This window comes from Aeromonas bestiarum, assembly GCF_028751155.1.
GTDB classification, from domain to species: domain Bacteria; phylum Pseudomonadota; class Gammaproteobacteria; order Enterobacterales; family Aeromonadaceae; genus Aeromonas; species Aeromonas bestiarum.
Map to the genome: position 1 here is coordinate 4,219,413 of NZ_CP064746.1, position 26,254 is coordinate 4,245,666.

The following is a 26,254-nucleotide window of genomic DNA, read 5'->3' on the forward strand; positions in this document are numbered from 1 at the left end:
ATAGCCACTTAATCAATTTCAAGGAATCAATCACACTGTTTACAGGCTCATTCAACGCCGCATCTTGCCGGTGATGGATTGGATGCCCTTGAGTTCCCAACTCGCTCAGACACGACTTCATGACCAGACAGGAGAGATCGGATGTTGACCCTTACCCCCCTCAGTGGACAAGTTGCCTTCGTACAAGGTGGTTCGCGCGGCATTGGCGCCGCCATTGTAAAACGCCTCGCCCGTGACGGTGCCGCCGTGGCCTTCACCTATGTCTCCTCGGCCAGCAAGGCAGAAGAGATAGTCGCGACCATCACGGCGGCAGGCGGCAAGGCGCTGGCCATCCGTGCCGACAGTGCGGATGCCGTCTCTTTGCAGCACGCCATCCGACAGACAGTCACCACCTTCGGTCGACTGGACATCCTGGTCAACAACGCCGGGGTGCTGGTATGGGGCAACATTGAAGAGCTGACCCTAGACGATCTCGATCGCACCCTGGCCGTCAACATCCGCAGCGTGTTCGTGGCCTGCCAGGAGGCGGCCCATCATATGGGCAAGGGGGGGCGCATCATCAACATCGGCAGCACCAACGCAGACCGCATCCCCATGGCGGGTGGGTCCGTCTACGCCATGAGCAAATCGGCCCTGGTCGGTTTGACCAAAGGCATGGCACGGGATTTGGGCCCAAAGGGCATCACGGTGAACAATGTGCAGCCGGGCCCGGTCGATACCGATATGAACCCGGCGGACGGGGAATCGGCAGAACAGCTCAAGGGGATGATGGCGCTGGCCCGTTACGGCAAGGATGAGGAGATCGCCAGCTTCGTCGCCTACCTGGCCGGGCCCGAAGCGGGCTATATCACAGGCGCCAGCCTGACCATAGACGGTGGTTTCTCCGCCTGACCCTCAGCACGACGTCACAAACAAAAGCCCCGGCATGAGCCGGGGCTTTTTAGTGGACTGTCTGCGCCATACCGGCGCCAATCCTTATACCGCTTGCTGCAGGATCACCGCATCGGCCTTCTTGGTGTAGGAGGCGATCTCGTTGAAGTTGAGGTAGCGATAGGTGTCAGCCGCAGTGGCATCCAGCGTCTTGGCGTACTGCAGGTACTCGGCCACGGTCGGGATCTTGCCTATGATGGCTGCCACGGCAGCCAGCTCGGCAGAGGCCAGATAGACGTTGGCACCCTTGCCCAGACGGTTCGGGAAGTTGCGGGTGGAGGTGGAGACCACCGAGGCCCCTTCCGCCACGCGCGCCTGGTTGCCCATGCACAGGGAGCAGCCCGGGATCTCGATGCGGGCACCGACCCGGCCGAAGATGCCGTAGTAGCCCTCTTCGGTCAGCTGATCCTTGTCCATCTTGGTGGGCGGGGCTATCCACATGCGGGTCGGCAGCTCGCCCTGGAACTTCTCCAGCAGCTTGCCGGCGGCGCGGAAGTGGCCGATGTTGGTCATGCAGGAACCGAGGAACACCTCGTCGATCTTGTCACCCGCCACAGTGCTGAGCAGGCGGGCATCGTCCGGATCGTTCGGCGCGCACAGGATGGGCTCCTTGATGGTGGCCAGATCGATCTCGATGATTTCGGCGTACTCGGCATCCTTGTCCGCTTCCATCAGCACAGGGTTGGCCAGCCACTCTTCCATCCCCTTGATGCGACGGGTGATAGTGCGCGGGTCGCCGTAGCCTTCGGACAGCATCCATTTCAGCATGACGATGTTGGACTTGAGATACTCGATGATCGGCGCCTGATCCAGCTTGATGGTGCAACCGGCGGCGGAGCGCTCGGCGCTGGCATCGGCCAGCTCGAATGCCTGCTCCACCTTCAGGGTCGGCAAGCCTTCGATCTCGAGGATGCGGCCGGAGAAGATGTTCTTCTTGCCTGCCTTTTCGACGGTCAGCAGTCCTTTCTGGATGGCGGCGTAGGGGATGGCATGAACCAGATCACGCAATGTGATGCCAGGTTGCAGTTCGCCCTTGAAGCGCACCAGCACGGACTCCGGCATGTCCAGCGGCATGACGCCGGTGGCGGCGGCAAAGGCCACCAGACCGGAACCCGCCGGGAAGGAGATGCCGATGGGGAAACGGGTGTGGGAGTCACCACCGGTACCCACGGTATCCGGCAGCAACATGCGGTTCAGCCAGGAGTGGATGACGCCGTCACCCGGACGCAGGGAGACGCCACCGCGGTTCATGATGAAGTCCGGCAGGGTATGGTGAGTCTGCACGTCTATGGGCTTGGGATAGGCGGCGGTGTGGCAGAAGGACTGCATGGTCAGATCGGCGGAGAAGCCGAGGCAGGCCAGGTCTTTGAGCTCATCGCGGGTCATGGGGCCCGTGGTGTCCTGGGAGCCGACCGTGGTCATGCGCGGCTCGCAGTAGGTGCCGGGACGAATGCCCTTCACGCCGCACGCCTTGCCGACCATCTTCTGGGCCAGGGTGTAACCCTTGCCGGTATCGGCAACGGGCACAGGACGGCGGAACACGGTGGAGAACGGCAGACCCATGACTTCCCGCGCCTTGTCGGTCAGGCCACGGCCTATGATCAGCGGAATACGGCCACCGGCACGCACCTCGTCGATCAGCACCTCTGTCTTGAGTTCAAACTGGGCCAGCACCTGCTCGGTGCCGTGCTTGCAGATCTTGCCGGCATAGGGGTAGATGTCGATCACATCGCCCATCGCAAGCGCAGAGACATCCACCTCGATGGGCAGGGCGCCGGCATCTTCCATGGTGTTGAAGAAGATGGGGGCAATCTTGCCGCCGAGGCAGACACCGCCGGCGCGCTTGTTCGGCACGAACGGAATGTCGTCGCCCATGAACCAGAGCACAGAGTTGGTGGCGGATTTGCGGGAAGAGCCGGTACCGACCACGTCGCCCACATAGGCCAGCGGGAAGCCTTTCTCTTTCAGGGCGTCTATGGTCTTGATGGGGCCTATGGTGCCGTCATTGTCCGGGGTAATGCCGGGACGGGCGTTTTTCAGCATGGCCAGGGCATGCAGCGGAATGTCGGGACGGGACCAGGCATCCGGCGCCGGTGACAAATCATCCGTGTTGGTTTCGCCGGTCACCTTGAACACTGTGACCGTGATCTTCTCGGCCAGCTCGGGACGGGAGAGGAACCACTCGGCATCGGCCCAGGATTGCATCACCCGCTTGGCGTGAGCATTGCCCGTCTTGGCCTTCTCTTCCACGTCGTGGAAGGAGTCAAACATCAGCAGGGTGTGGGAGAGGCCCTTGGCGGCAAGAGGGGCCAGGGTGTCGTGGTCCAGCAGATCGATCAGCGGCTGAATGTTGTAACCACCCTGCATTGTGCCCAGCAGCTCAACGGCTTCGGCGGTAGTCAGGATGGGAGAGTGGGCTTCGCCCTTGGCGATGGCGGTGAGGAAACCGGCTTTGACATAGGCCGCTTCATCAACACCAGGGGGAATACGGGAGGACAACAGCTCTTTCAGAAAGTCTTGTTCGCCAGCGGGCGGGTTCTTGAGAAGCTCAACCAGGGCGGCGACCTGCTCTGCATCCAGAGGTTTGGCGACCACGCCCTCGGCGGCACGTTCTGCGACGTGTTTACGGTATGTTTCAAGCACGACTAATTCCTCTTTGGTCTTTTTTTGGGGTTCGCCCACGCTCGCGGCGATCGTCCTTGCGGGACACCCGTAGGGTGCCCCCCACTATATAAGTTTTAACGACTAATTAAAATCCAAACCCTGTACACATATTCATCAAAACAACATAACCATTTAAACTTGCTCAGGTTTTGTCGGCAGATAAAAGACACGCCAGAAATAAGTTAACAAAAAGGCATCATTTGGCCGTTATTCGAATGTGGTGCCCAATTGCAGATAGAACATGTTGTTGCCCCCCTCCGCCATGCCATAACCGAGGAAGATGGGGCCGAGGAAGCTCTCCACCCCCACATAGACGGAGCCGGCGGTGAAGGAGCTCTCCATGTTGATGTCCTCCCCCTTGTCCCATACCCCGCCCTGCTCCAGGGAGCCCCCCAGGTAGAGCGGGGCCCGCAGTGCGCCAAAGTCGTTGTCCGCCACCCGGTAGATGTAGCGCAGGCCGCCAAACAGGCTGTAGCGACCGCTGAGCTGGTAGTGCTGGAAGCCGGACAGCCGGAACAAGCCACCCAGATCCTGCACGAACAGCGGGTACTCTTCCTGCGAGGTGGAGCCGCCCCCTTCCAGCATCAGGTTCAGGCTGTGCCTGTCCCAGGACCAGGGCTTGATCATCGTCAGGTGGTAGTTGATCCCCTCGGTGTTCTCCGTCGGCTCGCCGGTCGGCTCTATCTTGACGTGGGAGTAGCCGCTCTTGACGTCCCAGTAGACCCCCTGATAGGGGAAGTAGCGACTGTCCAGGGTGTCGTGCTCGAAGCGGACATAAGGGCCCCAGGAGGAGGCATCCACCTTGGCATCCGCCACGTTGCGAATGTCGATGGCGCCCACTTTTCCCTCCAGCCCCAGCGAGAGGCGGCTCCAGGGCTGGCGATTCCAGCCCACCGCCAAGTCGGCGCTGGTGAAGCTGTATTCGGAATCGATATAGCTCACCCCATCTTCCGTCCTCGTCTCCTCGGGAGTGAAGATGCGGCGCTGGGTCTTGTCATAGGCCAGACTCGCCTCGCCGTAGAAGGTCTGGGAAGGCTCCAGCGGCGTGTAGAAGTCGGTCTTGAGGTGCTTGGCAGTGCCGAGCGACGCCTCGGTCAGCCACTCGGCCCCCCAGTCATTGACGTTGGTGAGGGTGTAGGACATGCCGACGTTGTAGTTGGAGCTGCTCTCGAAATCGTCGGAGAAGCCGAACTGGAAGTTGAGGTAGCCCGGTCCCCAGTTCTTCTCGCTGGCATCCACCACCAGCACGTTCTCGCCTTCCCGCTCCTCCACCTCATAGGTGATGCGATCGAACGACTCCAGCGCGTAGAGACGGCGAATGCCTGCCTCCAGGCTCTCGTTGGTCTGCACCTTGTCCGGTCGCACCTTCAGCATGGCGCGCACCGTCTCGTCGGAGAGGCGTGACTTGTTGAGGATCTCCACCTTGTCGATGTAGTAGGCGGGCTGACCGCTGCGCTCGGCGCGCCGGCTCAGCTTCTGATTGCGATAGGCGGTGTAGGCGGCGGGCGAGAGGGAGAGCCCGTCGAGCTGGGCGGAGGCGCGATTGGCCACCGCTTCCCCCCGCTTGATCCCTTCCGGCATCAGGGCAAAATCGGCTATGCCCATGCCGCCGAACTCAGGGGTGAGCAGTATGTCTTTCGGCCCCAGCAGCGCCTTCTGCTTGTCGGTACCGACCTGGGTCATGTAGGTGGTGAGCTGATCTATCATGGCGAGGCCGGACTTGAGGGATTCCCTGGTACGCAGCTTGGCGCTGATATCCACCGCGATCACCACGTCGGCCCCCATCGCCTTGGCCACGTCCACCGGCATGTTGTTGACTGTGCCGCCGTCGGCCAGGATATGCCCCTCCCACTCCACCGGCTTGAGAGCGCCGGGAATGGACATGGAGGCCTGCATCGCCTTGGCGAGGCTGCCACTATCCAGCACGAAAGGGGTCACTGTCTCCATGTCGGTCGCCACGGCGCGATAGGGAATGGGCAGGTCGTCGAAGCTCTTCTGCGCCGGCAGGTTGGAAGTGGCGTGGCGCAACAGGCTGGCCATGGATTGCCCCTGGAAGAAACCATCCGGGAACTGGACCGAGTCACCGTTGATGCCAATATCGGTGCGCAGCTGGTACTTCTCGCTCTGCTGCTTCTTGCGCAGGGAGAGCTCGTCACGACCGACCTTGTCCTGATAGCCCTTGTTCCAGTCGATGGCGAGCGTGGTGCGCTCCACCTCCTCGGCGCTGAGCCCCATGGCGTACATGCCCGCCACGTAGGAGCCCATGCTGGTGCCCACTATGATGTCGATCGGAATGCGCTTCTCCTCCAGCACCTTGAGGATGCCGATATGGGCCGCCCCCTTGGCGCCGCCGCCACTCAGTACCAGAGCAATCCTGGGCCGATCGGACTGGGCCGCCGCCATGAACGGCAGGCAAGCCAGCAAAACCAGAAACAGGTGGGTCCATCCCCGACGAAAGATGCGCATATGATTTTCCATTGAATCCAGTGCGAGCCAAGTGAGCAATGAAGCCTACTATAAGGTGCGAAAAAGGAACCGCAACCGCCACGACAGCGATATGGCGCACTCGCCGAGCCGCCAATGAGGCTGAACAATCCGGCACCACCCTGTGAGCGCAAACGCAATCTGCCAATAAAACCGGCAAGCCTCTCAAGGGCACCCCGGCGCTGCCGCTAATATGGGCTCAATCCCGTGTCCACACTCCTGAGTCACTCCTATGCTTGCAAGCCTGACACTCAAACAGAAAATTCTGGCCACAGTCACCCTGGCCGTGGTGCTCTCCTGCCTGCTGGTAGGCTATTTCAGCCAGCGCTCGGCGCAGCAGTTGATCGAAACCCGCATGTTCGAGCAGGAGCTGCCCAACCTGACCCAGCGCATCGGCAAGGAGATCGAGAAGGATCTCACCTCGGTCGCGAGCGCCGCCAGGCAGCTGGCCAATGATCGCTTCGTGCTGGACTGGGTCGCCCGCGGCATGCCCAAGGAGCAGGAGTCCATCCTCATAGATCAGCTCAAGGACATGACGACCCAGTACGGACTGGTCACCGCCTCCTTCGCCGACCGGCAGAGTGCCGCCTACTACAACCAGGACGGCTTCCTGCGCAACCTGACCCCGGAGCAGGACGCCTGGTTCTACGGCTATACCAAGAGCCCGCAAGACCTGATGCTCAGCATCTTTCGCGAGACCAACGGCGAGGTGAAGCTGTTCGTCAACTTCCAGCAGCTCAACGGCCGTGGGCTGGCGGGGCTCGCCAAGTCCCTCGACAGCATGGTCAGCATGCTCGCCAACTTCCGCATCGGCGACAGCGGCTTCGTATTCATGACGGATGGCAGCGGCAAGGTGAAGCTGCACCCGGATGCCGCCCGCATAGACCGGGACAACCTGGCCCAGCTGGCCAGCGGCAGCAGCACCAATCTGCTGAGCAAGCAGGCGTTCGCCGCCACCCACGCCGAGGTCGATGGCCAGGCCGTGGTGCTGGCCACCAGCTACATCCCCCTGCTCGACTGGTATCTGGTGGCCCAGGTGCCGGAAGCCGAGATCTATGCCGAGCTGGACAAAGCGCGGCTGCACATACTGCTGGTCAGTCTGGCCATCGCCGCCGGCATGGGGCTGCTCGGCATGCTGCTGGCAGGCTCGGTCAGCCGCCCGCTCAACGAACTGGCCCGCCTGTTCCGTGAACTGGGCAGTGGCGACGGGGATCTGACCCAGCGTCTCAAGGTGGAAGGTCGCGATGAACTGACCCAGGTCGCCACCGGTTTCAACAACTTCGTCGCCAAGATCCACGCCTCCATCGAGCAGGTCGCCAGCAACTCCCGCCAGCTGGCCGCCACCGCCAACGAGGTGGCCAGCAAGGCGCAGCTGACCCAGCACAACTGTACCGCCCAGCGCGACCGCACAGTGCAGGTGGCGACCGCCATCCACGAGATGGGGGCCACAGTCGGCGAGATAGCCGGCAACGCCTCGCTGGCGGCCGACGTGGCCAGGCAGGCCAACGATCAGGCCGATGCCGGCGCCCTGGTGGTAGCCCAGGCGCGCCACGGCATAGTCGGGCTCTCCGGCGAAATAGAGCAGGTGGCGGGCGTTATCGAGTCGCTGGCCAGCCAGACCGACTCCATCGGCAGCATACTCGACACCATTCGCAGCATCTCGGAACAGACCAATCTGCTGGCACTGAACGCCGCCATCGAGGCCGCCCGCGCCGGTGAACAGGGCCGCGGCTTCGCCGTGGTGGCCGACGAGGTACGCAACCTGGCGAGCCGATCCGCAGCCTCCACCGCCGAGATCCAGGGCATGATCAACCGCTTGCAGGAGCAGAGCGCCCGCGCCGTCAGCGCCATGGCCCAGGGCCGCAGCCAGAGTCTGGAAGTGGTGGCTCAGGCTGACGAGGCCAATGCCGCCCTCGGCCATATCACGGCCCACATCACCCAGATCAGCGACATGAACATCCAGGTCGCCACCGCCACCGAGGAGCAATCCAGCGTGGTAGGCGAGATCAACCGCAACGTGGAGGACATCAACCAGCTCACCATGGAGACGGCCGACATAGCCCACCAGCTGACCGAGTCCAGCCGCAGCCTGCAACAGCTCTCCGGCGAGCTCGACAAGCTGGTCGGCAACTTCCGGCTCTGACCGGCATCGGCAGCCAGTGATCAACAAGGGAGCGCCATGGCGCTCCCTTTCGCTATCCGCTCTGCCGTTCTGCCGTTCTGCCCTTTGCCAGGGAGTCGGCCAATTCATATCTATACTGGCAACAAACCATCTGGACCACATCATGGCCAGCCATGAAGGAGCACTCCCTTGCTAGAAGGTAAACTGACGCTCAAATTGCAGCTGATCCTGGCTGTCACAGTCCCCTGCCTCGCCCTCTTGCTCGTGGGGGGTGCCAGCCTGCGAAGCATGGGCTCCATCCAGCAGCAATCCACCGAGCTCTACCAGAACACGGCCACCCCCATGCGCGCCATGGCGGAGGTGGTGTCGCGCATTCCCCGCATGCGGGTCGGCATCGACATGATGCTGTTGCAGGATACCTCTCTCAAGGATGCGAAAGGGGTGATCACCCGGGTCAAGGAGAGTCGGGAGGAGGACATACCCGAGATGCGCCAGGCCATGCAGCAGGCGGTGACCGCCCAGACGGATCCGGCGGCCAGGGCCAATGCCCAGCAACTGCTGAGCCAGTTCGAGGGCATGGCGAGCAACGAGCTGGCTCCCATGCTGCAGGCGCTGGAGCAGGGGGACATGGAAGCGGCAAGAGGCATCTATCGGGATCGCTACACAGTCACCTATGGCACCATGCGCAAGGATGCTAACGCCCTGCTCGACGGCCTGATCCAGCAAGCCCAGCAGCGCCACCAGCTGGGTGAGCAGAGCTATGCCAGCGGGCGGATGCAGATGATCACCATCATCAGTGGCGCTATCCTCATCTCGCTGCTGGTCTCGGTACTCATTCTGATGAACCTCAAGCGCCGGGTCGGTTTCCTGCAGCAATACATAGGCTATGCCGCCGAGCATCTGGCACTGGACTCCCGTGCCCAGCTGAGCGGCAACGACGAACTGGCGGAGATCACAGTGAGTTTCAATCACTTCGTCGGCAAGATCCACAGCGCCATCGAGCAGGTTGCCCGCAACTCCCACCAGCTGGCAGCCACCGCCGACGAGGTCGCCAACAAGGCCCAGCTGACCCAGCAAAACTGCACCGCCCAGCGCGATCGCACCGTGCAGGTGGCCACCGCCATCCACGAGATGGGGGCAACGGTGAGCGAGATTGCCGGCAATGCCTCGCAGGCGGCCGAAGTGGCCAGGCAGGCCAACGATCAGGCCGAAACGGGCGCCGGCGTGGTGGCTCAGGCCCGCCACGGCATAGTCGGCCTCTCCGACGAGATCGCGCAGGTAGCCGGGGTGATAGAGTCGCTGGCCACCCAGACCGACTCCATCGGCAGCATTCTGGAGACCATCCGCAGCATCTCGGAGCAGACCAACCTGCTGGCGCTCAACGCCGCCATCGAGGCGGCACGCGCCGGTGAACAGGGACGCGGCTTCGCCGTGGTGGCCGACGAGGTGCGCAACCTCGCCAACCGCTCCGCCGCCTCCACCGCCGAGATCCAGGGCATGATCCATCGGCTGCAGGAACAGAGCGCCCGTGCGGTCAGCGCCATGACCCAGGGCCGCAGCCAGAGTCTGGCGGTGGTGACCCAGGCCGATGAGGCCAACGGAGCACTCGGCCAGATCACCGCCTACATCACCCAGATCAACGACATGAATATCCAGGTCGCCACCGCCACCGAGGAGCAGTCCAGCGTGGTAGGCGAGCTCAATCGCAACGTGGAGGACATCAACCAGCTCACCATGGAAACCGCCGACATAGCCCACCAGCTGACCGACGCCAGTCGCGGCCTGCAACAGCTCTCCGGCGAGCTCGACAAGCTGGTCGGCCATTTCCGTCTGTAACCCTTTCCAGCCCTTTATCCTCCAACTCAGGGAGCGCAGTCGCGCTCCCTGTCATATCAGCGGCAAGCCGTGACGCATACTCGCAAACTCGCCTCCGCCCCCGCCTGGAAATGCCCCATAATCAGGGAAATAACAGGAGGCATTATGGGCAAGCTGGTTGTGACTATGTTGCTGGGAAGTCTGCTCTGCGCCTGCAGCAGCGGGCCTGTGCGAGTGCACGGGGCCGATGTCAGCGTGGACGATACCCGGATCCGGGTCAGTGATGGCGATCGCGGAGGGTATGGCACCTTCTGTCCGCCGGGACAAGCCAAGAAAGGGCGCTGCTAGCGCCCTTTTTTACAATCGTACATCTGCTTGTCCGCCTGTTGCAGCAGCAGATCCAGCGCCGGTGGCGAAAGCGCATCATAGTGCCCCACCCCGGTCGAGCAGGTCAGTCGATAGGGTTTTCCGCTCGAACGGTTGAACCCGGCCAGGGCCTCATCGAGCCGTGCCAGCACCCGTGGCACCTCTGCCGGTCCCGTGCCCGGCAGCAATACCGCAAACTCATCCCCACCCAGTCGGGCAAAGATGTCCGCATCCCGAAAGACGCCACACATCAGGCACGCCATCTGTTGCAGGGCATCGTCACCGACGTCGTGCCCCAGCCGGTCGTTGATCTCCTTGAACCGGTTGAGGTCGAGAAACAACAGGGTTGCCGCTCGCCCCTGACGATGAGCGAGTTGCAGACACTTGTGTGCCAGCAGCATGAAACCGCGCCGGTTGGTGATGCCGGTCAGCTCATCCATGGTCGCCAGCTGGATCGCCGCCAGTTCGCGCTCCACCATGCCGGCCAGATCCGTCAGCAAGTCCCGCTGCCGTTCATCCAGCAGGCGTGGCTTGCGATCTATGATGCACAGGGTTCCCAGCTTGTACCCCTCCGCAATCTGCAGCGGGCTGCCCGCATAGAAACGTATGTGGGGATCCCCGGATACCAGCGGGTTGTCGGCAAAGCGCAGATCCCGGGCCGCATCCTCCACCACGAAGAGGCCATCGCCAAGAATGGCATGACCGCAGAAGGAGATGTCCCGCGGCGTCTCCAGCACGGGCAAACCGCAGCAGGATTTGAACCACTGCCGATCCTTATCCACCAGCGACACCAGCGAAATGGGCACATCGAACATGTTGCGGGCCATGCGGGTGATCCGGTCGAATCTTTCTTCGGCAGAGGTATCCAGAATGGTGATGCGGCGCAGCGCATCGAGGCGCAGGTGCTCGTTGTCAGGGGTGGCCGGTGTTTGCATGGCGGACTCCAGCAAGTGATATGGAAGTCATTAGCATAGCAACCAGCTCCGAACAAATCTCAGCTATATACAAAAAGCCGCTCGAGTGAGCGGCTTTTTCAATGTTGGCTGCGAGAAGAGGATTATTTCTTCTTCTTGGCCTTGGCGTTCGGCAGGTCGGTGATGGAGCCTTCGAACACTTCGGCAGCCAGACCCACGGACTCGTGCAGAGTCGGGTGAGCGTGTATGGTCAGCGCGATATCTTCGGCGTCGGCACCCATTTCGATGGCCAGACCGATTTCACCCAGCAGTTCACCACCGTTGGTACCCACGATGGCACCACCGATGACGCGGCCGCTCTCCTTGTCGAAGATCAGCTTGGTCATGCCGTCGGAGCAATCGGAGGCGATGGCACGGCCGGAAGCCGCCCACGGGAAGGTGGCGACTTCGAAGTTCAGCCCTTGTTGCTTGGCTTCCTTCTCGGTCAGGCCAACCCAGGCCATCTCCGGCTCGGTGTAGGCGATGGACGGGATCACTTTCGGGTCGAAGTAGTGCTTCTTGCCGGCGATCACTTCGGCCGCGACGTGGCCTTCGTGGACACCCTTGTGGGCCAGCATGGGCTGACCGACTATGTCACCGATGGCGTGGATGTGGGCCACGTTGGTACGCAGCTGCTTGTCCACCTCAATGAAACCGCGCTCGGTCACGGCAACGCCGGCCTTCTCGGCATCCATCAGCTTGCCATTCGGCACACGACCTACCGCCACCAGCACGTTGTCGTAACGTACCGGCTCGGCCGGGGCGTGCTTGCCTTCGTAGGAGACGTACAGGCCGTCTGCACGGGCTTCAACTGCGGTGACCTTGGTCTCCAGCATGATGTTGAATTTCTTGGCAACGCGCTTGGTGTAGATCTTGACTATGTCTTTGTCGGCAGCCGGTACCAGCTGGTCGGCAAATTCCACCACGTCGATCTCGGAACCCAGGGAGGAGTACACTGTACCCATCTCCAGACCTATGATGCCACCACCGATCACCAGCAGCTTGCCCGGTACGGAAGTCAGTTCCAGCGCATCGGTTGAATCCCATACGCGCGGGTCATCATGGGGGATGAAGGGCAGTTTCACCGGACGGGAGCCGGCCGCTATGATGGCGTTGTCGAAGGTCACGGTCGTCTTGCCGTCTTCCCCGGTCACTTCGAGCGTGTTCGGGCCGGTAAATTTACCAAAGCCGTTAACAACCTGAACCTTGCGCATCTTGGCCATGCCGGCCAGACCGCCGGTCAGCTGGTTGATGACCTTCTCTTTCCACAGGCGCACCTTGTCGATGTCGGTCTGCGGGGCACCGAAGATGATGCCGTGTTCGGACAGCGCCTTGGCTTCTTCAATGACTTTGGCGACGTGCAGCAGTGCCTTGGACGGGATACAACCCACGTTCAGGCAGACGCCACCCAGGGTGGAGTAACGCTCGACGATAATGGTATCCAGACCCAGATCGGCGGCACGGAAAGCAGCGGAATAACCGGCAGGGCCAGCACCCAGTACTACGACCTGAGTTTTGATTTCTTTACTCATCATGACCTCTTTGTCGTTCTTATATATCCCCGGACGGCGCAGTCTTATGCCAACTCAATGCCAAACAAGGCGGCTGCAACCGTGAAAAAACGGGGCAAGTTTACAATCCTGTTAATGAAATGAGAAGTAAAAAGGGCAGGCTCTGGGCCCGCCCTCTCACTTACAGGACCAGTCGACGAATGTCGGACAGCACGCCACTCATGGTGGTGATGAAGCGGGCTCCATCGGCACCATCGATGACGCGGTGGTCATAGCTCAGGGCCAGCGGCAGCATCAGGCGCGGCACGAACTCCTTGCCATTCCACTTCGGCTTCATCTCGGACTTGGATACGCCCAGGATGGCCACTTCCGGCGCGTTGACGATCGGGGTAAAGCTGGTACCGCCGATGCCACCCAGGCTGGAGATGGTGAAGCAACCGCCCTGCATGTCGGCAGCGGTCAGCTTGCCGGCACGGGCCTTCTTGGAGATCTCGGCCAGATCGCGAGACAGCTCGTAGATGCCCTTCTTGTTGACGTCACGCACCACAGGCACCACCAGGCCCCCCGGGGTGTCTACCGCCACACCGATGTGGATGTACTTCTTCATGATCAGCTTGCTGCCGTCTTCGGACAGGGCGCTGCAGAAGCGTGGGTGTGCTTCCAGGGCCTTGGCGGCGGCTTTCAGTATGAACACCAGCGGGGTGATCTTCACATCCAGCTTCTGCTTCTCGGCCAGCAGGTTCTGCTCTTTGCGGAACGCTTCCAGATCCGTGGTATCGGCTTCGTCGAACTGGGTAACGTGCGGGATCATGGCCCAGTTGCGATGCAGGGCAGGACCGGAGATCTTCTGGATCCGGGTCAGTTCCAGCTCTTCGACCGGGCCGAACTTGCTGAAGTCAACCTTGGGCCACGGCAGGACACTCATGCCGTGGCCAGTACCTTGACCTGCAGCCGGGGCGGACTCGGCGCGCTTGACCGCATCCTTCACATAGGCCTGCACGTCTTCTTTGACGATGCGACCCTTGCGACCTGAGGCTTTCACCTTGGCCAGGTTGATACCGAACTCACGGGCCAGGCGACGTACGGCCGGGGCGGCGTGTACGTAGGCGTCGTTGGCAACGAAGTCGGAGGAGGCAGCAGCCTGGGCAACCGGAGCCGGAGCCGCAGCAACAGGTGCAGCAGCGACCGGGGCGGCGGCCTGAGCAACCGGAGCGGCAGCGGCCGGAGCAGCACCAGCCACTTCGAATACCATGATCAGGGAACCGGTGGAGACCTTGTCACCCGCCTTCACCTTGATCTCTTTGACGATGCCGGCGAACGGTGCAGGCACTTCCATGGAGGCCTTGTCGCCTTCCACCGCGATCAGGGACTGGTCGGCGTCGACCTTGTCACCCACGGCGACCATGATTTCGGTCACTTCGACTTCGTCACCGCCGATGTCGGGTACATTGACCTCTTTGGCGGCGGCAACGGCAGGTGCAGCAGCCACGGGAGCGGCAGCCTGAACCGGCGCGGCAACGGCGGCAGAAGCGGCACCGGCCACTTCAAATACCATCACCAGGGAACCGGTCGCAACCTTGGCGCCGGCGGCAACCTTGATCTCGACCACGCGGCCCGCGAACGGCGCCGGTACTTCCATGGAGGCCTTGTCACCTTCCACGGCGATGATGGACTGGTCGGCTTCAACCATGTCGCCCACGGCAACCATGATCTCGGTCACATCCACTTCGTCGTCACCTATGTCAGGGACATGGACGTCTTTGCGAGCGGCGGCCACAGGGGCAGCGGGAGCAGCGGCAACCGGGGCGGCAGCCTGAACCGGCGCCGGCGCGGCAGCGCCTTCCGCTTCGAAGATCATGATCTGGGAACCGGTGGCAACCTTGTCGCCCACCTTGATCAGGATCTCTTTGACGATACCGGCAGCCGGAGCCGGGACTTCCATGGAGGCTTTGTCACCTTCCACGGCGATCAGGGACTGGTCGAGCTCGACCTTGTCACCCACGGCCACCATGATCTCGGTGACTTCAACTTCATCGGCGCCGATATCCGGAACCATAATCTGTTTGGACATAGTGCTTTATCCTCTTACGCGTCTGTCGCGTTAACCTTTGCAAGGCAGTGCCGGGCAATGTGTCCCGGCACTGCACTCGATCCTCTTACGCGTACAGCGGGTTGACCTTGTCGGCATCGATGCCGTACTTGGTGATGGCATCGGCCACAACCTGCTTGTCGATCTCGCCGCGCTTGGCCAGTTCGGTCAGGGCAGCAACCACCACGTAGAATTCGTTCACTTCGAAGTGACGACGCAGGTTGGCACGGCTGTCGGAACGGCCGTAACCGTCGGTACCCAGCACGCGGTAGTTCTCGGTCGGTACGAAGGCACGCACCTGATCGGCGAAGGACTTCATGTAGTCGGTCGCGGCTATGGTGGCATCGGAACCCAGTACTGTGGCGATGTAAGGCACGCGAGCCTCAGCAGTCGGGTGCAGCATGTTCCAGCGATCCACGTCCTGACCATCACGGGCCAGTTCGTTGAAGGAGGTGACGCTGAACACGTCGGAACCCACGCCGTATTCGCTCGCCAGGATCTGGGCGGCGGTGCGTACATGACCCAGGATGGAACCACAGCCCAGCAGCTGTACCTTGGCCTTGTTGCCGGCCACGGTTTCCAGCTTGTAGATACCCTTGCGGATACCTTCCTCGGCGCCTTGCGGCATGGCCGGCATGGCGTAGTTCTCGTTCAGGGTAGTGATGTAGTAGAAGACGTTCTCCGGCTTCTCACCGTACATGCGACGCAGACCATCCTGCACGATCACCGCCACTTCATAGGCGTAGGACGGGTCATAGGAGACACAGTTCGGGATGGTGTTCGCCAGGATATGGCTGTGACCATCTTCGTGCTGCAGACCTTCGCCGTTGAGGGTGGTACGACCCGAGGTCGCGCCCAGCAGGAAGCCACGGGCTTGCTGGTCACCGGCTGCCCACGCCATGTCGCCGACTCGCTGGAAGCCGAACATGGAGTAGTAGATGTAGAACGGGATCATCGGGCAGTCGTTGGTGCTGTAAGAGGTCGCAGCAGCCAGCCAGGAGGACATGGCGCCCAGCTCGTTGATACCGTCTTGCAGAACCTGACCCTGCTTGTCTTCCTTGTAGTAGGAGACGATGTCGCGGTCTTGCGGGGTGTACTGCTGGCCGTGCGGGCTGTAGATGCCGATCTGGCGGAACAGGCCTTCCATACCGAAGGTACGGGCTTCGTCAGCCAGGATCGGTACTATGCGCTTGCCGATGGACTTGTCTTTCAGCAGCACATTCAGGGAACGCACGAACGCCATTGTGGTGGAGATCTCGCGAGCCTGCTCGCCCAGCAGGGGACCAAAGGTCTCCAGCGCCGGGATTTCCAGCTGAGTGGTGGTCTCACGCAGACGGGTCGGTACATAGCCTTTGAGTGCGGCACGACGGGCGTGCAGGTACTTGTGCTCTTCGGTACCCTCTTCGATCTTCAGGTACGGCAGTGCTTCCAGCTGCTCGTCGGTGACCGGCAGGTTGAAACGATCGCGCAGGTGACGCACCGAGCCCAGATCCATCTTCTTGACCTGGTGAGCAATGTTCTTGCCTTCGGCCGCTTCGCCCATGCCGTAACCCTTGATGGTCTTGGCCAGGATGACAGTCGGCTTGCCCTTGGTCGCTGCGGCTTTGGAGAAGGCGGCGAACAGTTTACGGGGGTCGTGACCACCGCGGTTCAGGGCGAAGATCTCCTCGTCGGTCATGTCTTTGACCAGCGCGGCGGTTTCCGGATAACGGTTGAAGAAGTGCTCACGCACGTAGCCGCCATCGCGGGACTTCATGGTCTGATAGTCGCCGTCCACGGTTTCGTTCATCAGCTGGATCAGCTTGCCGGAAGTGTCTTTCTTCAGCAGCTCATCCCACTTGCGACCCCAGATAACCTTGGTGACATCCCAGCCGGCGCCTGCAAACAGACCTTCCAGCTCGTTGATGACCTTGCCGTTACCCACGACCGGACCGTCCAGACGCTGCAGGTTGCAGTTGACCACGAACACCAGGTTGTCGAGCTTTTCACGCACGGCAACGGTCAGGGCGCCCTTGGCTTCCGGCTCGTCCATCTCGCCGTCACCCAGGAAGGCGTAAACGGTCTGCTCGGAACAATCCTTGATGCCACGGTCGGTCAGGTACTTCAGGAAGCGAGCCTGATAGATGGCGGCGATGGGGCCCAGACCCATGGAGACGGTCGGGAACTGCCAGAAGTCCGGCATCAGTTTCGGGTGCGGATAGGAAGGGATACCCTTGCCGTCCACTTCCTGACGGAAGTTGTCCAGCTGATCTGCGGTCAGACGACCTTCAGCGAACGCACGGGCATAGATGCCCGGAGAGATGTGACCCTGGAAGTAGACCAGATCACCACCGTCCTTCTCGCTGCGAGCGCGGAAGAAGTGGTTGTAGCAGACTTCGTAGATGGTCGCGGAAGAAGCGAAGGAAGACATGTGACCGCCGAGGTCCAGGTCTTTCTTGGAGGCGCGCAGCACTATCATCATGGCGTTCCAGCGGATGATGGCGCGGATGCGACGTTCCATCTCCAGATCGCCCGGGTAAGCCGGTTCGTCACTGGACGGGATGGTATTGATGTAGTCGCGATTCGCCTTGGCAGCCACGTCCACGCCGCTTACGCGGGCTTTTTCGGCAAGCTGTTCAAGAATGAACTGAGCGCGTTGTGGACCCTCTTCACGCAGCAGGGATTCCAGAGAGGCAAGCCACTCCAGCGTTTCTATCGGGTCCACATCGTTCTTCAGGATATCAGACATGGCTGGTTCCTATTGTTATTGCACGGCGGTTAAGATGCGCAAGAATTCGACAATAAAGCCTTGTGGGATTAGTTTTCCTGCTGACGGATCCGACGCATGGATCGCTGGATCCGGCTGTCTTCCCTCTGCATATCCAACAAGGTGTCCTCGATAAAGGCCAGGTGCTCATGACAAGCAGCCCTGGCCCGCTCCGGAGCCCCCGACAGGATAGCCTCGATCAGATGCGCACGATGACGACGGATCTTGGCTACCACTCCCGGACGGCGATTCAAAATTTCGTTATTGCGTAAAATGTTCTGCTCGAGCATGGGACCCATGGCCCGCAACAGGTGCAGCAGCACCACGTTGTGGGACGCCTCGGCCACCGCCAGATAGAACTGGGTCACGGCGGCGGATTCGGTGACCAGCGAACCTTGCTGGCCGGCTTCCTCGATGGCGGACTGCGCCTGACGAATACGCTCGGCATCGGCTTCCGTCCCCCGCAACGCAGCATAGTAGGCACAGATGCCTTCCAGCGCGTGACGAAACTCCAGCAGGTCATACTGGGCTTCGGGGTGGGTGCTGAGCAGCTCGAACAGGGGATCTGCGATCCCCTTGCTCAAGGCATTTTGTACGTAAGTGCCACCGCCCTGACGGCGATACAAGAGTCCTCTGGCTTCCAGGCGCTGGATGGCTTCGCGCAGGGAGGGGCGCGATACCTGAAACTGGATGGCGAGTTCCCGCTCGGGCGGCAACTTCTGGCCCGGCTGCAAACTGCCTTCCAGAATCATGCTTTCCAGCTCGGCGACGATGGCGTCGGCCAGCTTGGGTTGAGTTATCTTGAGATAGGGCATGAGGCTACTTTGTTAAATTGGTATTACCAATTTCATGAATGGGGCGAAAATTAGCAGAGGAGTTGGGAAAAGTCCACCCAAAAGATGATCTGAATCAAGGTTCAGCCTTGCCACTAAAGGGGTAAAGAGAGGGATTTATGATTTAGCTCATAGAAATTGGTCTGACCAATATTTTTGAGCTGGCTCACAGGCAACATTTGATCAACAGCAGGAAAAAATGGCCTACCATAAAGGCAAGCCATTGATTTTAAAAACACTAACTTATCTTTAGAATATTTACTTAAAGTTGAGTGCTTTTCGATATCGCTGCCATTCGAAACTGCCACCCGGATCCGTCTTGCGCCCTGGCGCTATATCACAATGGCCGACAATTCGTTGTGCCGTAATGGCAGGATAATGGCTGGATATGGTTCGGCTGAGCCCCACCAGCACCTCATATTGCGCATCGCTGTAGGGCAGCTCATCGGTTCCCTCCAGCTCGATGCCGATGGAAAAATCGTTGCAGGCCTCCCTCCCCTCCCAGCTCGATATCCCGGCATGCCAGGCACGTGCGCCAAACGGCACGTATTGCACCAGCTCGCCGTCCCGCCGGATCAGGCAGTGGGCCGAGACCCGCAACTGATGAATGTCGGCGAAGTAAGGGTGCGCCTCGGGGTCCAGCCGTCCCATGAAGAGATCGTCGATCCAGGGCCCGCCAAACTCCCCCGGCGGCAGGCTGATGCCGTGTACCACCAGCAGGGAGATATCGTCCAAACTGGCTCGCTCGTTGTGGTGCGGTGACGGCACCTTGCGGGCCTGCTCACACCAACCGTCTGAATCAATGGAAAAAACTGTTTTAGGCTGGGTCATCATCTACTCGATCTGCAATGGAATGACGCATCTGATAAAGCCGGATGGGCAACCAAGCGATCCGCCTCTCAGGCTCGTCGCAATCGTCTCAATCCACCCTGGCAACTGTGATAGGCTGGACCATCTTCTGCTCAACTCTGGAAAGGATATGCACCCGATGGCGCGCCGCTTCTGGTTGCTGGCCTGGCTCTCTCTGATGGGGCTGCTGACCCTCTATTTTCACGCCCGCTCGCAACCCACAGTCACCGCCAGCGGCGAACTGCTGCTCAAGGCCGATGCCAGCGGCCACTATCGACTGGAGGGTGCCATCAACGGCCAACCGGTGCAACTGCTGCTGGACACGGGGGCAACCCGGGTCACAGTGCCACGTCAGGTGGCCGAGCGCATCGGGCTGAGCCCCAACGGCAACAGCCTGGTCAACACGGCAGCAGGCACTATCCAGGTGCAGACCGGCCAGATTGAAACACTGGTGATGGGTCCGCTGACCTTGTACGATTTGCCCATCTATATCAATCCGGCGGCCGACGGGGACGAGATCCTGGTGGGCATGAATGCTCTGGGCCGGCTGGAATTGCGCCAGAAAGACAGACAGTTGCTTCTCAGACCCTTGCAGGAATAACAGGCATGTTACAACAGGACATCCGCCGCGCCGTGCGCGCCGCACTACTCGAAGACTTAGGTCAAGCCCTCACCACGCTGGACCAACCGGATGCCAGCGCCGATATCACGGCCCAGCTGATCCCGGCGGATCGCCTGGCCAGCGCCCGGGTCATCACCCGCGAGGCTGGCGTATTCTGTGGGCAGCCCTGGGTGGATGAGGTGTTCGTCCAGCTCGGTGGCGAGGTAAAAGTGGAGTGGTTGGTACAGGATGGCGAACTGCTCTCCCCCAATCAGGAGCTGTTCCGCCTGCATGGCCCGGCCCGCGTGCTGCTGACCGGCGAGCGCAACGCACTGAACTTCGTACAGACGCTCTCCGGCGTCGCCACCCTCACCGCCCGCTACGTGGCCGAGCTGGCGGGCACCGACTGCCGCCTGCTCGATACCCGCAAGACCCTTCCTGGGCTGCGCAGCGCCCAGAAATATGCCGTGACCTGCGGCGGCGGCAAGAACCACAGAATCGGCCTGTTCGACGCCTACCTCATCAAGGAGAACCATATCCTCGCCTGCGGCGGCATAAGCGAGGCCATCAGCGAAGCGCGTAGCCTCAATCCGGGTAAACCGGTCGAGGTGGAGGTGGAATCACTGGCCGAGCTGGAACAGGCGCTGCTGGCCGGCGCCGACATAGTGATGCTGGACAACTTCGATGTGCCCATGATGCACGACGCCGTGGCCCTCAATCAGGGCCGTGCCAAGCTGGAGGTATCCGGCAATGTCACCCTGGACACGCTGGCTGATTATGCAGCCACCGGCGTCGATTTCATCTCGGTCGGGGCGCTGACCAAGCATGTGCGGGCACTGGATCTCTCGATGCGATTTGTCTAGCCGGGGGGGGGGTCACAATCGCAGGATGACGACGGTGACATATAACAAGATGAAGGACTTGCAAAAGGCGCCACGGGCGCCTTTTCTTTATGCAGGATCCCTCAGCAAAGGAGTGTGATGATGGACCCAGTCCCGCCAGTTAAAAAGAGTTGATATAGACTCTTTGTCTATGATTTATATCAAGTTATCAGTAAATGATAGAAAAGTGGTTAACAAAGGCCACAACCTCTGTTGCCAAGCCGGACAGCTCGGATAAGATATTGACGTGTGGATAGTTTTCCACCGGCACTTCCCAGGAACCAAGGACAAAAGGATATTTGACATGAAGAAACAATCAGGCTTTACCCTTATCGAATTGATGATCGTGGTCGCGATCGTCGCCATCCTGGCGGCCATTGCACTGCCGGCGTATCAGAACTACACCAAGAAATCTAAAATGACCCAGCTGATTTCAGCTATGGGGGCTTGGAAAACAAACGTGGAGGTTTGTGTTCAGTCCAGCAGCTTAACAACTTGTGGTGCAGGGGATCCTGGTATGCCTTCTTCTGCAACGGAAACTATTGGTAACGTAACCGTCACATACACGGAGTCTGATGGTACTTCCGCGGTGATTGTGAGTGCATCACCAGTTGACGATACCGTTTTGGCACCATTAACCACTAACGATTCAGTAGTATTGTCAGCTCCTGCTGCAGTACCTCTAATCTGGACCAAAAAGTGTGAAAATCCGGCTGGTACCGCCCAAACCGACTACTGCCCATAATGACATCTAGCCCCAATAGCGGTCTGGCGTTAAGCCTGGCCGCTTCTTCCCTGCTTAGTGAGTCCGACTCACAGCGCTACCTGAGCCAAGCCAAGGCCCAGCGCAAGCCCTTTGTGACCTTTCTGATAGAGAACGAGATCCTCGACAGCAAGGCGCTGGCGGATTTCTGCGAGCTGGAGTATGGGGTACCTCTGCTGGATCTTGCCGCCTTCGACCTGGCCGAGATCCCGCAGAAATACCTCAATCAGAAGCTGATTGAGAAACACCATGTGCTGCCCATCTATACCCAGGGCCATACCCTCTATATCGCCATGTCGGATCCGACCAACGTCTCGGCGCTGGAGGATTTCGGCTTCAGCTTCGGGCTGCATACCGAGGCGCTGCTGGTCGAAGAGAACAAGCTGACGACCGCCATCGGCAAGCTGTTGGAGAGCGATCAGGATGCCCTCGGCATGGAGGACATCGACGAGTCCGAGATCTCTGAGCTGGAAGTCTCGGACGAAAACTCACGACTCGATGAGAGCGTCAACACCACCGACGACGACGCCCCCATCGTAAAATACATCAATAAAATCATGATGGATGCCATCAAACGTGGCGCATCCGATCTGCACTTCGAGCCCTATGAGACCAAATACCGCATCCGCTTTCGGATCGACGGCATATTGCACGAAATCGCGACGCCACCGGTCAATCTGGCCAACCGCTTCTCCGCCCGCCTCAAGGTCATGGCACGGCTCGACATCGCAGAGCGGCGGCTGCCGCAGGATGGCCGCATCAAGCTGAAACTGTCCCGCAACAAGTCCATGGACATGCGGGTCAACACCCTGCCCACCATGTGGGGAGAGAAGATAGTCATCCGCTTGCTGGACTCCTCGGCGGCGCGGCTCAACATAGAGCAACTCGGCTTCGATGACCGGCAGAAGGCCCAATATCTGCGTGCCCTCTCCAAGCCGCAGGGCATGATCTTGGTGACAGGCCCTACCGGCTCGGGTAAGACAGTCTCCCTCTATACCGGTCTCAATATTCTCAACACCACGGAGGTGAACATCTCCACCGCCGAAGATCCGGTGGAGATCAACCTGCCAGGCGTCAATCAGGTACAGGTCAACCCCAAGGCAGGGCTTACCTTCGCCAGTGCCCTGCGCTCCTTTCTTCGCCAGGATCCCGACGTGGTCATGGTGGGGGAGATCCGGGATCTGGAAACCGCCGAGATCGCCATCAAGGCCGCTCAGACAGGCCACTTGGTGCTCTCCACCCTGCACACCAACTCGGCCGCCGAAACCCTGACCCGCATGATGAACATGGGAGTGCCCGCCTTCAACATCGCCTCCTCGGTGACCCTGATCATGGCCCAGCGACTCGCCCGCAAGCTGTGCGATCATTGCAAGGCCGCCGAGGTGGTACCCGAAGCCGAACTGCTGGAGCTGGGATTCACCCAGCAGCAGCTGGCAGCTGGACTACGCCTGTTCAAACCCGTGGGGTGCAAGGATTGCTCGGGTGGCTACAAAGGGCGGGTCGGTATCTACGAAATCATGCTAATGTCTGAAAACATTGCAAAATTGATCATGCAAGGTGCCAACTCTCTGCAAATTGCGGCCATTGCTCAAAAAGAGGGGATGCGCACTCTGCGTATATCAGGCCTTGAGAAGGCTCGTCTGGGAGTGACCAGCCTGGCAGAAATCAATCGGGTGACCACCAACTGACAGTGCATATCGATCGAGCTGATTCATCCAGGTGTCGCCAAGCCGGCGCCCCTGAGGATTTCCATCAGGCCAAGGCAACCCGCATAGCAAGGAATTGAGCGGGATACCAGAGCCCAATTGCAGGACGCAGTGATGGCAACGCTAACGCAGAAACAGAATGCCCCCAAGAAAGTCTTCGCCTTCCGCTGGAGCGGAGTAAACCGCAAGGGTCAGAAGGTCTCCGGTGAATTGCAGGCCGACAGTATCAACACGGTCAAGGCTGAACTGCGCAAGCAGGGCGTCAACGTCACCAAGGTGAGCAAGAAGAGCCAGGGGTTATTCTCCAAGGGCGGCGCCAAGATCAAGCCGATGGATATTGCCATCGTCTCCCGTCAAATCACCACCATGCTCTCCGCTGGCGTCCCCCTGGTACAGAGCCTGCAGATCATAGCCCGCAGCCACGAAAAAGCCTCGATGCGTGAGCTCATGGGGCAGATCGCCGCCGACGTGGAAACCGGCACCCCCATGTCCGAGGCGCTGCGCCGCCATCCCCGCCACTTTGATGCGCTCTATTGTGATCTGGTTGAGGCGGGGGAGCAATCCGGTGCGCTGGAGACCATCTATGACCGCATCGCCACCTATCGGGAAAAGTCGGAAGCGCTCAAGTCCAAGATCAAGAAGGCGATGTTCTATCCGGCCATGGTCATCCTGGTCGCCATCGTCGTCACCTCCATACTGCTGCTGTTCGTCATCCCGCAGTTTGAGGACATCTTCAAGAGCTTCGGCGCCGAGCTGCCCATCTTCACCCAGTTTGTCATCGGCATCTCCCGCTTCATGCAGCATTGGTGGTATGTCATCTTTGGCGGCACAGCGTTCGCCATTTTCCTCTATGTACGGGCATGGCGCGCGTCCCAGAAGGTCAAAGACAATACCGACAAGTTCATCCTCACCATACCCGTGGTCGGCATGATACTGCACAAGGCAGCCATGGCACGCTTCGCCCGCACCCTCTCCACCACCTTCTCGGCGGGCATCCCACTGGTTGATGCACTGATCTCGGCCGCCGGCGCTTCAGGCAACTATGTCTATCGCACCGCCGTCATGGCCATTCGCAACGAGGTGGTCGCCGGCATGCAGATCAACGTGGCCATGCGCACAGTGGATCTCTTCCCCGACATGGTGATCCAGATGGTGATGATCGGTGAGGAGTCAGGCGCCATCGATGATATGCTCTCCAAGGTCGCGACCATCTTCGAACAAGAGGTTGATGACTTGGTCGACGGCCTCACCAGCTTGCTCGAGCCCCTCATCATGGTAGTGCTGGGGGTACTGGTTGGTGGCATGGTCGTGGCCATGTACTTGCCCATCTTCAAGCTGGGAGACGTAGTAGGCTGATTCACGAGGGTATGCGCTCACAACTCATGCCCTTCCCCCCATTTCATGACAGACGGTTGGTTATGACACTTCTCCTCGAGCTGGCACACGGCTTGCCCTGGCTCTATCTCTCGCTGGTATTTCTCTTTTCCCTGATGATCGGCAGTTTTCTCAACGTGGTGATCCATCGCCTGCCCATCATGCTGGAACGGGAGTGGCAGGCCGAATATCGCAGCTACTTCAACCCTGATGACGAGGGGGTCGACGAGCCGCCCTACAACCTGATGGTGCCGCGATCCTGCTGCCCCCACTGCAATCACCCCATCACGGCACTGGAAAATATCCCCCTGCTGAGCTGGCTCTGGCTCAGGGGTCGCTGCCGAGGCTGCCAGGCTCCCATATCGGCCCGCTATCCACTGGTCGAGCTGCTGACCGCGCTGCTCTCGGTAGCCGTTGCCATGACACTCGCACCGGGCTGGGGCACGTTGGCGGCCCTGCTGCTGACCTGGGTACTGGTGGCACTCACCTTCATCGATCTCGACAAGATGCTGCTGCCGGACCAGCTCACCCTGCCCCTGCTGTGGGGCGGGCTGCTGTTCAATTTGCTGGGCGGTTTTGTGTCGCTTGGCGATGCGGTGATCGGCGCAATGGCCGGTTATCTGGTGCTATGGAGCCTCTATTGGGCCTTCAAGCTGCTCACCGGCAAGGAGGGCATGGGCTATGGTGACTTCAAGCTGCTGGCCGCGCTGGGTGCCTGGCTGGGCTGGCAGGCGCTGCCCATAGTGCTGCTGCTCTCCTCCCTGGTCGGCGCCCTCATGGGCATAGGCCTGATCCTGCTGCGCAATCACCATCAGAGCAAACCCATTCCCTTTGGCCCCTATCTCGCCATCGCCGGCTGGATTGCACTGCTGTGGGGCGATAGCATCACCCGCTGGTATCTCACGACTTTCCTCTGAAAAAGGGCGTTCTGACCCATGTATGTAGTTGCAATCACGGGTGGCATCGGCAGCGGTAAAACCACCATAGCCAATCAATTTGCCGAGCTGGGCATAGACGTAGTGGATGCGGACGTCATCGCTCGCGAAGTCGTGGAACCCGGCGCCCCTGCCCTTGCCGCCATCGCGGCCCATTTTGGCCCGGATGTCATCGCCGCTGATGGCCAGCTCGATCGACGCGGCCTGCGGGAGCGGGTATTCAGCGACCCGGACGCCAAGGCCTGGCTCAATGCCCTGCTCCACCCCCTGATCCGCCAGGAGATGCTGCGCCAGTGCGCCGCCGCCCGTTCCCCCTATTGCCTGCTGGTGGTGCCGCTGCTGGTGGAAAACAAGCTCACCGGCCTTGCCAACCGGGTGCTGGTGATCGACGTGGACGAGGCGACCCAGATTGAGCGAACCTGCCGTCGGGACGGCGTGAGCCGGACACAGGCGCAGGCCGTTCTGGCCGCCCAGGCGAGTCGTGCGGAACGGCTCGCAGCAGCCGATGACGTGCTGGATAACAAAAATGGCGCACCCGAAACCATAAAGCCGCGTATTTTAGCGCTGCACGAGACATATATGGCATTTGCCTCTCAACAAGCCAGCCAAGTGTGAGTACACTAGGCCGGTTT

At 60.4% G+C, this 26,254-nt stretch carries 19 protein-coding genes; 11 read left to right on the top strand and 8 right to left on the bottom strand.

Annotation, left to right across the window (positions count from 1 at the left end; all coding sequences use genetic code 11):
• Positions 1-141 precede the first annotated feature (141 nt).
• Positions 142-891, top strand: a complete 750-nt coding sequence (locus IU367_RS19580) for a 3-oxoacyl-ACP reductase family protein (protein ID WP_274452876.1) — start codon at positions 142-144, stop codon at positions 889-891.
• A gap of 84 nt (positions 892-975) precedes the next feature.
• On the opposite strand, the gene acnB is transcribed toward IU367_RS19580, so the two are convergent.
• Positions 976-3,573: a bifunctional aconitate hydratase 2/2-methylisocitrate dehydratase gene (gene acnB / locus IU367_RS19585; RefSeq protein WP_274452877.1), complete on the bottom strand. Its 2,598-nt coding sequence runs from the start codon at positions 3,571-3,573 to the stop codon at positions 976-978.
• 228 nt (positions 3,574-3,801) lie between these two features.
• Positions 3,802-6,060, bottom strand: a complete 2,259-nt coding sequence (locus IU367_RS19590; RefSeq protein ID WP_274452878.1) for a patatin-like phospholipase family protein — start codon at positions 6,058-6,060, stop codon at positions 3,802-3,804.
• Between the two features lie 250 nt (positions 6,061-6,310).
• Here IU367_RS19590 and IU367_RS19595 point away from each other — a divergent pair, with 250 nt between their 5' ends.
• The 3 genes from IU367_RS19595 (at position 6,311) to IU367_RS19605 (ending at position 10,363) form a co-directional block, all read left to right on the top strand.
• Positions 6,311-8,221: a methyl-accepting chemotaxis protein gene (locus tag IU367_RS19595; protein WP_274452879.1), complete on the top strand. Its 1,911-nt coding sequence runs from the start codon at positions 6,311-6,313 to the stop codon at positions 8,219-8,221.
• Positions 8,222-8,389: 168 nt separating this feature from the next.
• Positions 8,390-10,036, top strand: a complete 1,647-nt coding sequence (locus tag IU367_RS19600; protein ID WP_274452880.1) for a methyl-accepting chemotaxis protein — start codon at positions 8,390-8,392, stop codon at positions 10,034-10,036.
• A gap of 144 nt (positions 10,037-10,180) precedes the next feature.
• Positions 10,181-10,363 (top strand): hypothetical protein, encoded by a 183-nt coding sequence (locus IU367_RS19605; RefSeq protein WP_043137314.1) that lies wholly within the window; start codon positions 10,181-10,183, stop codon positions 10,361-10,363.
• Here IU367_RS19605 and IU367_RS19610 read toward each other — a convergent pair.
• The 6 genes from IU367_RS19610 to ampD all read right to left on the bottom strand — a co-directional run bounded on the left by IU367_RS19610 (position 10,360) and on the right by ampD (position 19,344).
• Positions 10,360-11,316: a GGDEF domain-containing protein gene (locus tag IU367_RS19610; RefSeq protein ID WP_274452881.1), complete on the bottom strand. Its 957-nt coding sequence runs from the start codon at positions 11,314-11,316 to the stop codon at positions 10,360-10,362. The two genes, IU367_RS19605 and IU367_RS19610, sit on opposite strands and share 4 nt — an antisense overlap.
• Before the next feature lie 122 nt (positions 11,317-11,438).
• Complete coding sequence (gene lpdA / locus IU367_RS19615) at positions 11,439-12,866, bottom strand: dihydrolipoyl dehydrogenase (RefSeq protein WP_043554353.1); 1,428 nt, start codon at positions 12,864-12,866, stop codon at positions 11,439-11,441.
• A 160-nt stretch (positions 12,867-13,026) separates the two neighbouring features.
• Positions 13,027-14,916, bottom strand: a complete 1,890-nt coding sequence (gene aceF / locus IU367_RS19620; RefSeq protein WP_274452882.1) for a pyruvate dehydrogenase complex dihydrolipoyllysine-residue acetyltransferase — start codon at positions 14,914-14,916, stop codon at positions 13,027-13,029.
• A gap of 85 nt (positions 14,917-15,001) precedes the next feature.
• Positions 15,002-17,662, bottom strand: coding sequence for a pyruvate dehydrogenase (acetyl-transferring), homodimeric type (gene aceE / locus IU367_RS19625; protein WP_042868032.1), 2,661 nt, complete (start codon positions 17,660-17,662; stop codon positions 15,002-15,004).
• 68 nt (positions 17,663-17,730) lie between these two features.
• Positions 17,731-18,495, bottom strand: coding sequence for a pyruvate dehydrogenase complex transcriptional repressor PdhR (gene pdhR / locus IU367_RS19630; protein ID WP_042039018.1), 765 nt, complete (start codon positions 18,493-18,495; stop codon positions 17,731-17,733).
• Positions 18,496-18,771: 276 nt separating this feature from the next.
• A complete protein-coding gene (gene ampD, locus IU367_RS19635; RefSeq protein ID WP_043554347.1) occupies positions 18,772-19,344 on the bottom strand; it encodes a 1,6-anhydro-N-acetylmuramyl-L-alanine amidase AmpD in 573 nt (190 codons plus the stop codon).
• A 148-nt stretch (positions 19,345-19,492) separates the two neighbouring features.
• On the opposite strand from ampD, the gene IU367_RS19640 reads away from it, so the two are divergent.
• The 7 genes from IU367_RS19640 (at position 19,493) to coaE (ending at position 26,237) form a co-directional block, all read left to right on the top strand.
• Positions 19,493-19,963, top strand: a complete 471-nt coding sequence (locus IU367_RS19640) for a retropepsin-like aspartic protease family protein (protein WP_181003660.1) — start codon at positions 19,493-19,495, stop codon at positions 19,961-19,963.
• Positions 19,964-19,968: 5 nt separating this feature from the next.
• On the top strand, positions 19,969-20,826 hold the full coding sequence (gene nadC, locus IU367_RS19645) for a carboxylating nicotinate-nucleotide diphosphorylase (RefSeq protein ID WP_274452884.1): 858 nt from the start codon (positions 19,969-19,971) through the stop codon (positions 20,824-20,826).
• Between the two features lie 322 nt (positions 20,827-21,148).
• Positions 21,149-21,589: a pilin gene (locus IU367_RS19650; protein WP_274452886.1), complete on the top strand. Its 441-nt coding sequence runs from the start codon at positions 21,149-21,151 to the stop codon at positions 21,587-21,589.
• Complete coding sequence (gene tapB / locus IU367_RS19655) at positions 21,580-23,295, top strand: PilB family type IVa pilus assembly ATPase TapB (RefSeq protein WP_274454404.1); 1,716 nt, start codon at positions 21,580-21,582, stop codon at positions 23,293-23,295. The genes IU367_RS19650 and tapB overlap by 10 nt, the downstream gene beginning before the upstream one ends.
• 132 nt (positions 23,296-23,427) lie before the next feature.
• The gene (locus tag IU367_RS19660) at positions 23,428-24,669 is read left to right on the top strand and encodes a type II secretion system F family protein (protein ID WP_098981882.1); all 1,242 of its coding nucleotides are present in this window, start codon (positions 23,428-23,430) and stop codon (positions 24,667-24,669) included.
• Between the two features lie 62 nt (positions 24,670-24,731).
• The gene (gene tapD / locus IU367_RS19665) at positions 24,732-25,604 is read left to right on the top strand and encodes a type IVa prepilin peptidase/methyltransferase TapD (RefSeq protein WP_274452887.1); all 873 of its coding nucleotides are present in this window, start codon (positions 24,732-24,734) and stop codon (positions 25,602-25,604) included.
• An 18-nt stretch (positions 25,605-25,622) separates the two neighbouring features.
• A complete protein-coding gene (gene coaE, locus IU367_RS19670) occupies positions 25,623-26,237 on the top strand; it encodes a dephospho-CoA kinase (protein WP_103472090.1) in 615 nt (204 codons plus the stop codon).
• Positions 26,238-26,254 lie beyond the last annotated feature (17 nt).

Coding starts and splice junctions, on each gene's coding strand:
- IU367_RS19580 (WP_274452876.1), top strand. CDS start 142: ATGTTGACCCTTACCCCCCTCAGTGGACAAGTTGCCTTCGTACAAGGT.
- IU367_RS19590 (WP_274452878.1), bottom strand. CDS start 6,060: ATGCGCATCTTTCGTCGGGGATGGACCCACCTGTTTCTGGTTTTGCTG.
- IU367_RS19595 (WP_274452879.1), top strand. CDS start 6,311: ATGCTTGCAAGCCTGACACTCAAACAGAAAATTCTGGCCACAGTCACC.
- IU367_RS19605 (WP_043137314.1), top strand. CDS start 10,181: ATGGGCAAGCTGGTTGTGACTATGTTGCTGGGAAGTCTGCTCTGCGCC.
- IU367_RS19610 (WP_274452881.1), bottom strand. CDS start 11,316: ATGCAAACACCGGCCACCCCTGACAACGAGCACCTGCGCCTCGATGCG.
- lpdA (WP_043554353.1), bottom strand. CDS start 12,866: ATGAGTAAAGAAATCAAAACTCAGGTCGTAGTACTGGGTGCTGGCCCT.
- aceF (WP_274452882.1), bottom strand. CDS start 14,916: ATGTCCAAACAGATTATGGTTCCGGATATCGGCGCCGATGAAGTTGAA.
- aceE (WP_042868032.1), bottom strand. CDS start 17,662: ATGTCTGATATCCTGAAGAACGATGTGGACCCGATAGAAACGCTGGAG.
- pdhR (WP_042039018.1), bottom strand. CDS start 18,495: ATGCCCTATCTCAAGATAACTCAACCCAAGCTGGCCGACGCCATCGTC.
- ampD (WP_043554347.1), bottom strand. CDS start 19,344: ATGACCCAGCCTAAAACAGTTTTTTCCATTGATTCAGACGGTTGGTGT.
- IU367_RS19640 (WP_181003660.1), top strand. CDS start 19,493: ATGCACCCGATGGCGCGCCGCTTCTGGTTGCTGGCCTGGCTCTCTCTG.
- nadC (WP_274452884.1), top strand. CDS start 19,969: ATGTTACAACAGGACATCCGCCGCGCCGTGCGCGCCGCACTACTCGAA.
- IU367_RS19650 (WP_274452886.1), top strand. CDS start 21,149: ATGAAGAAACAATCAGGCTTTACCCTTATCGAATTGATGATCGTGGTC.
- IU367_RS19660 (WP_098981882.1), top strand. CDS start 23,428: ATGGCAACGCTAACGCAGAAACAGAATGCCCCCAAGAAAGTCTTCGCC.
- tapD (WP_274452887.1), top strand. CDS start 24,732: ATGACACTTCTCCTCGAGCTGGCACACGGCTTGCCCTGGCTCTATCTC.
- coaE (WP_103472090.1), top strand. CDS start 25,623: ATGTATGTAGTTGCAATCACGGGTGGCATCGGCAGCGGTAAAACCACC.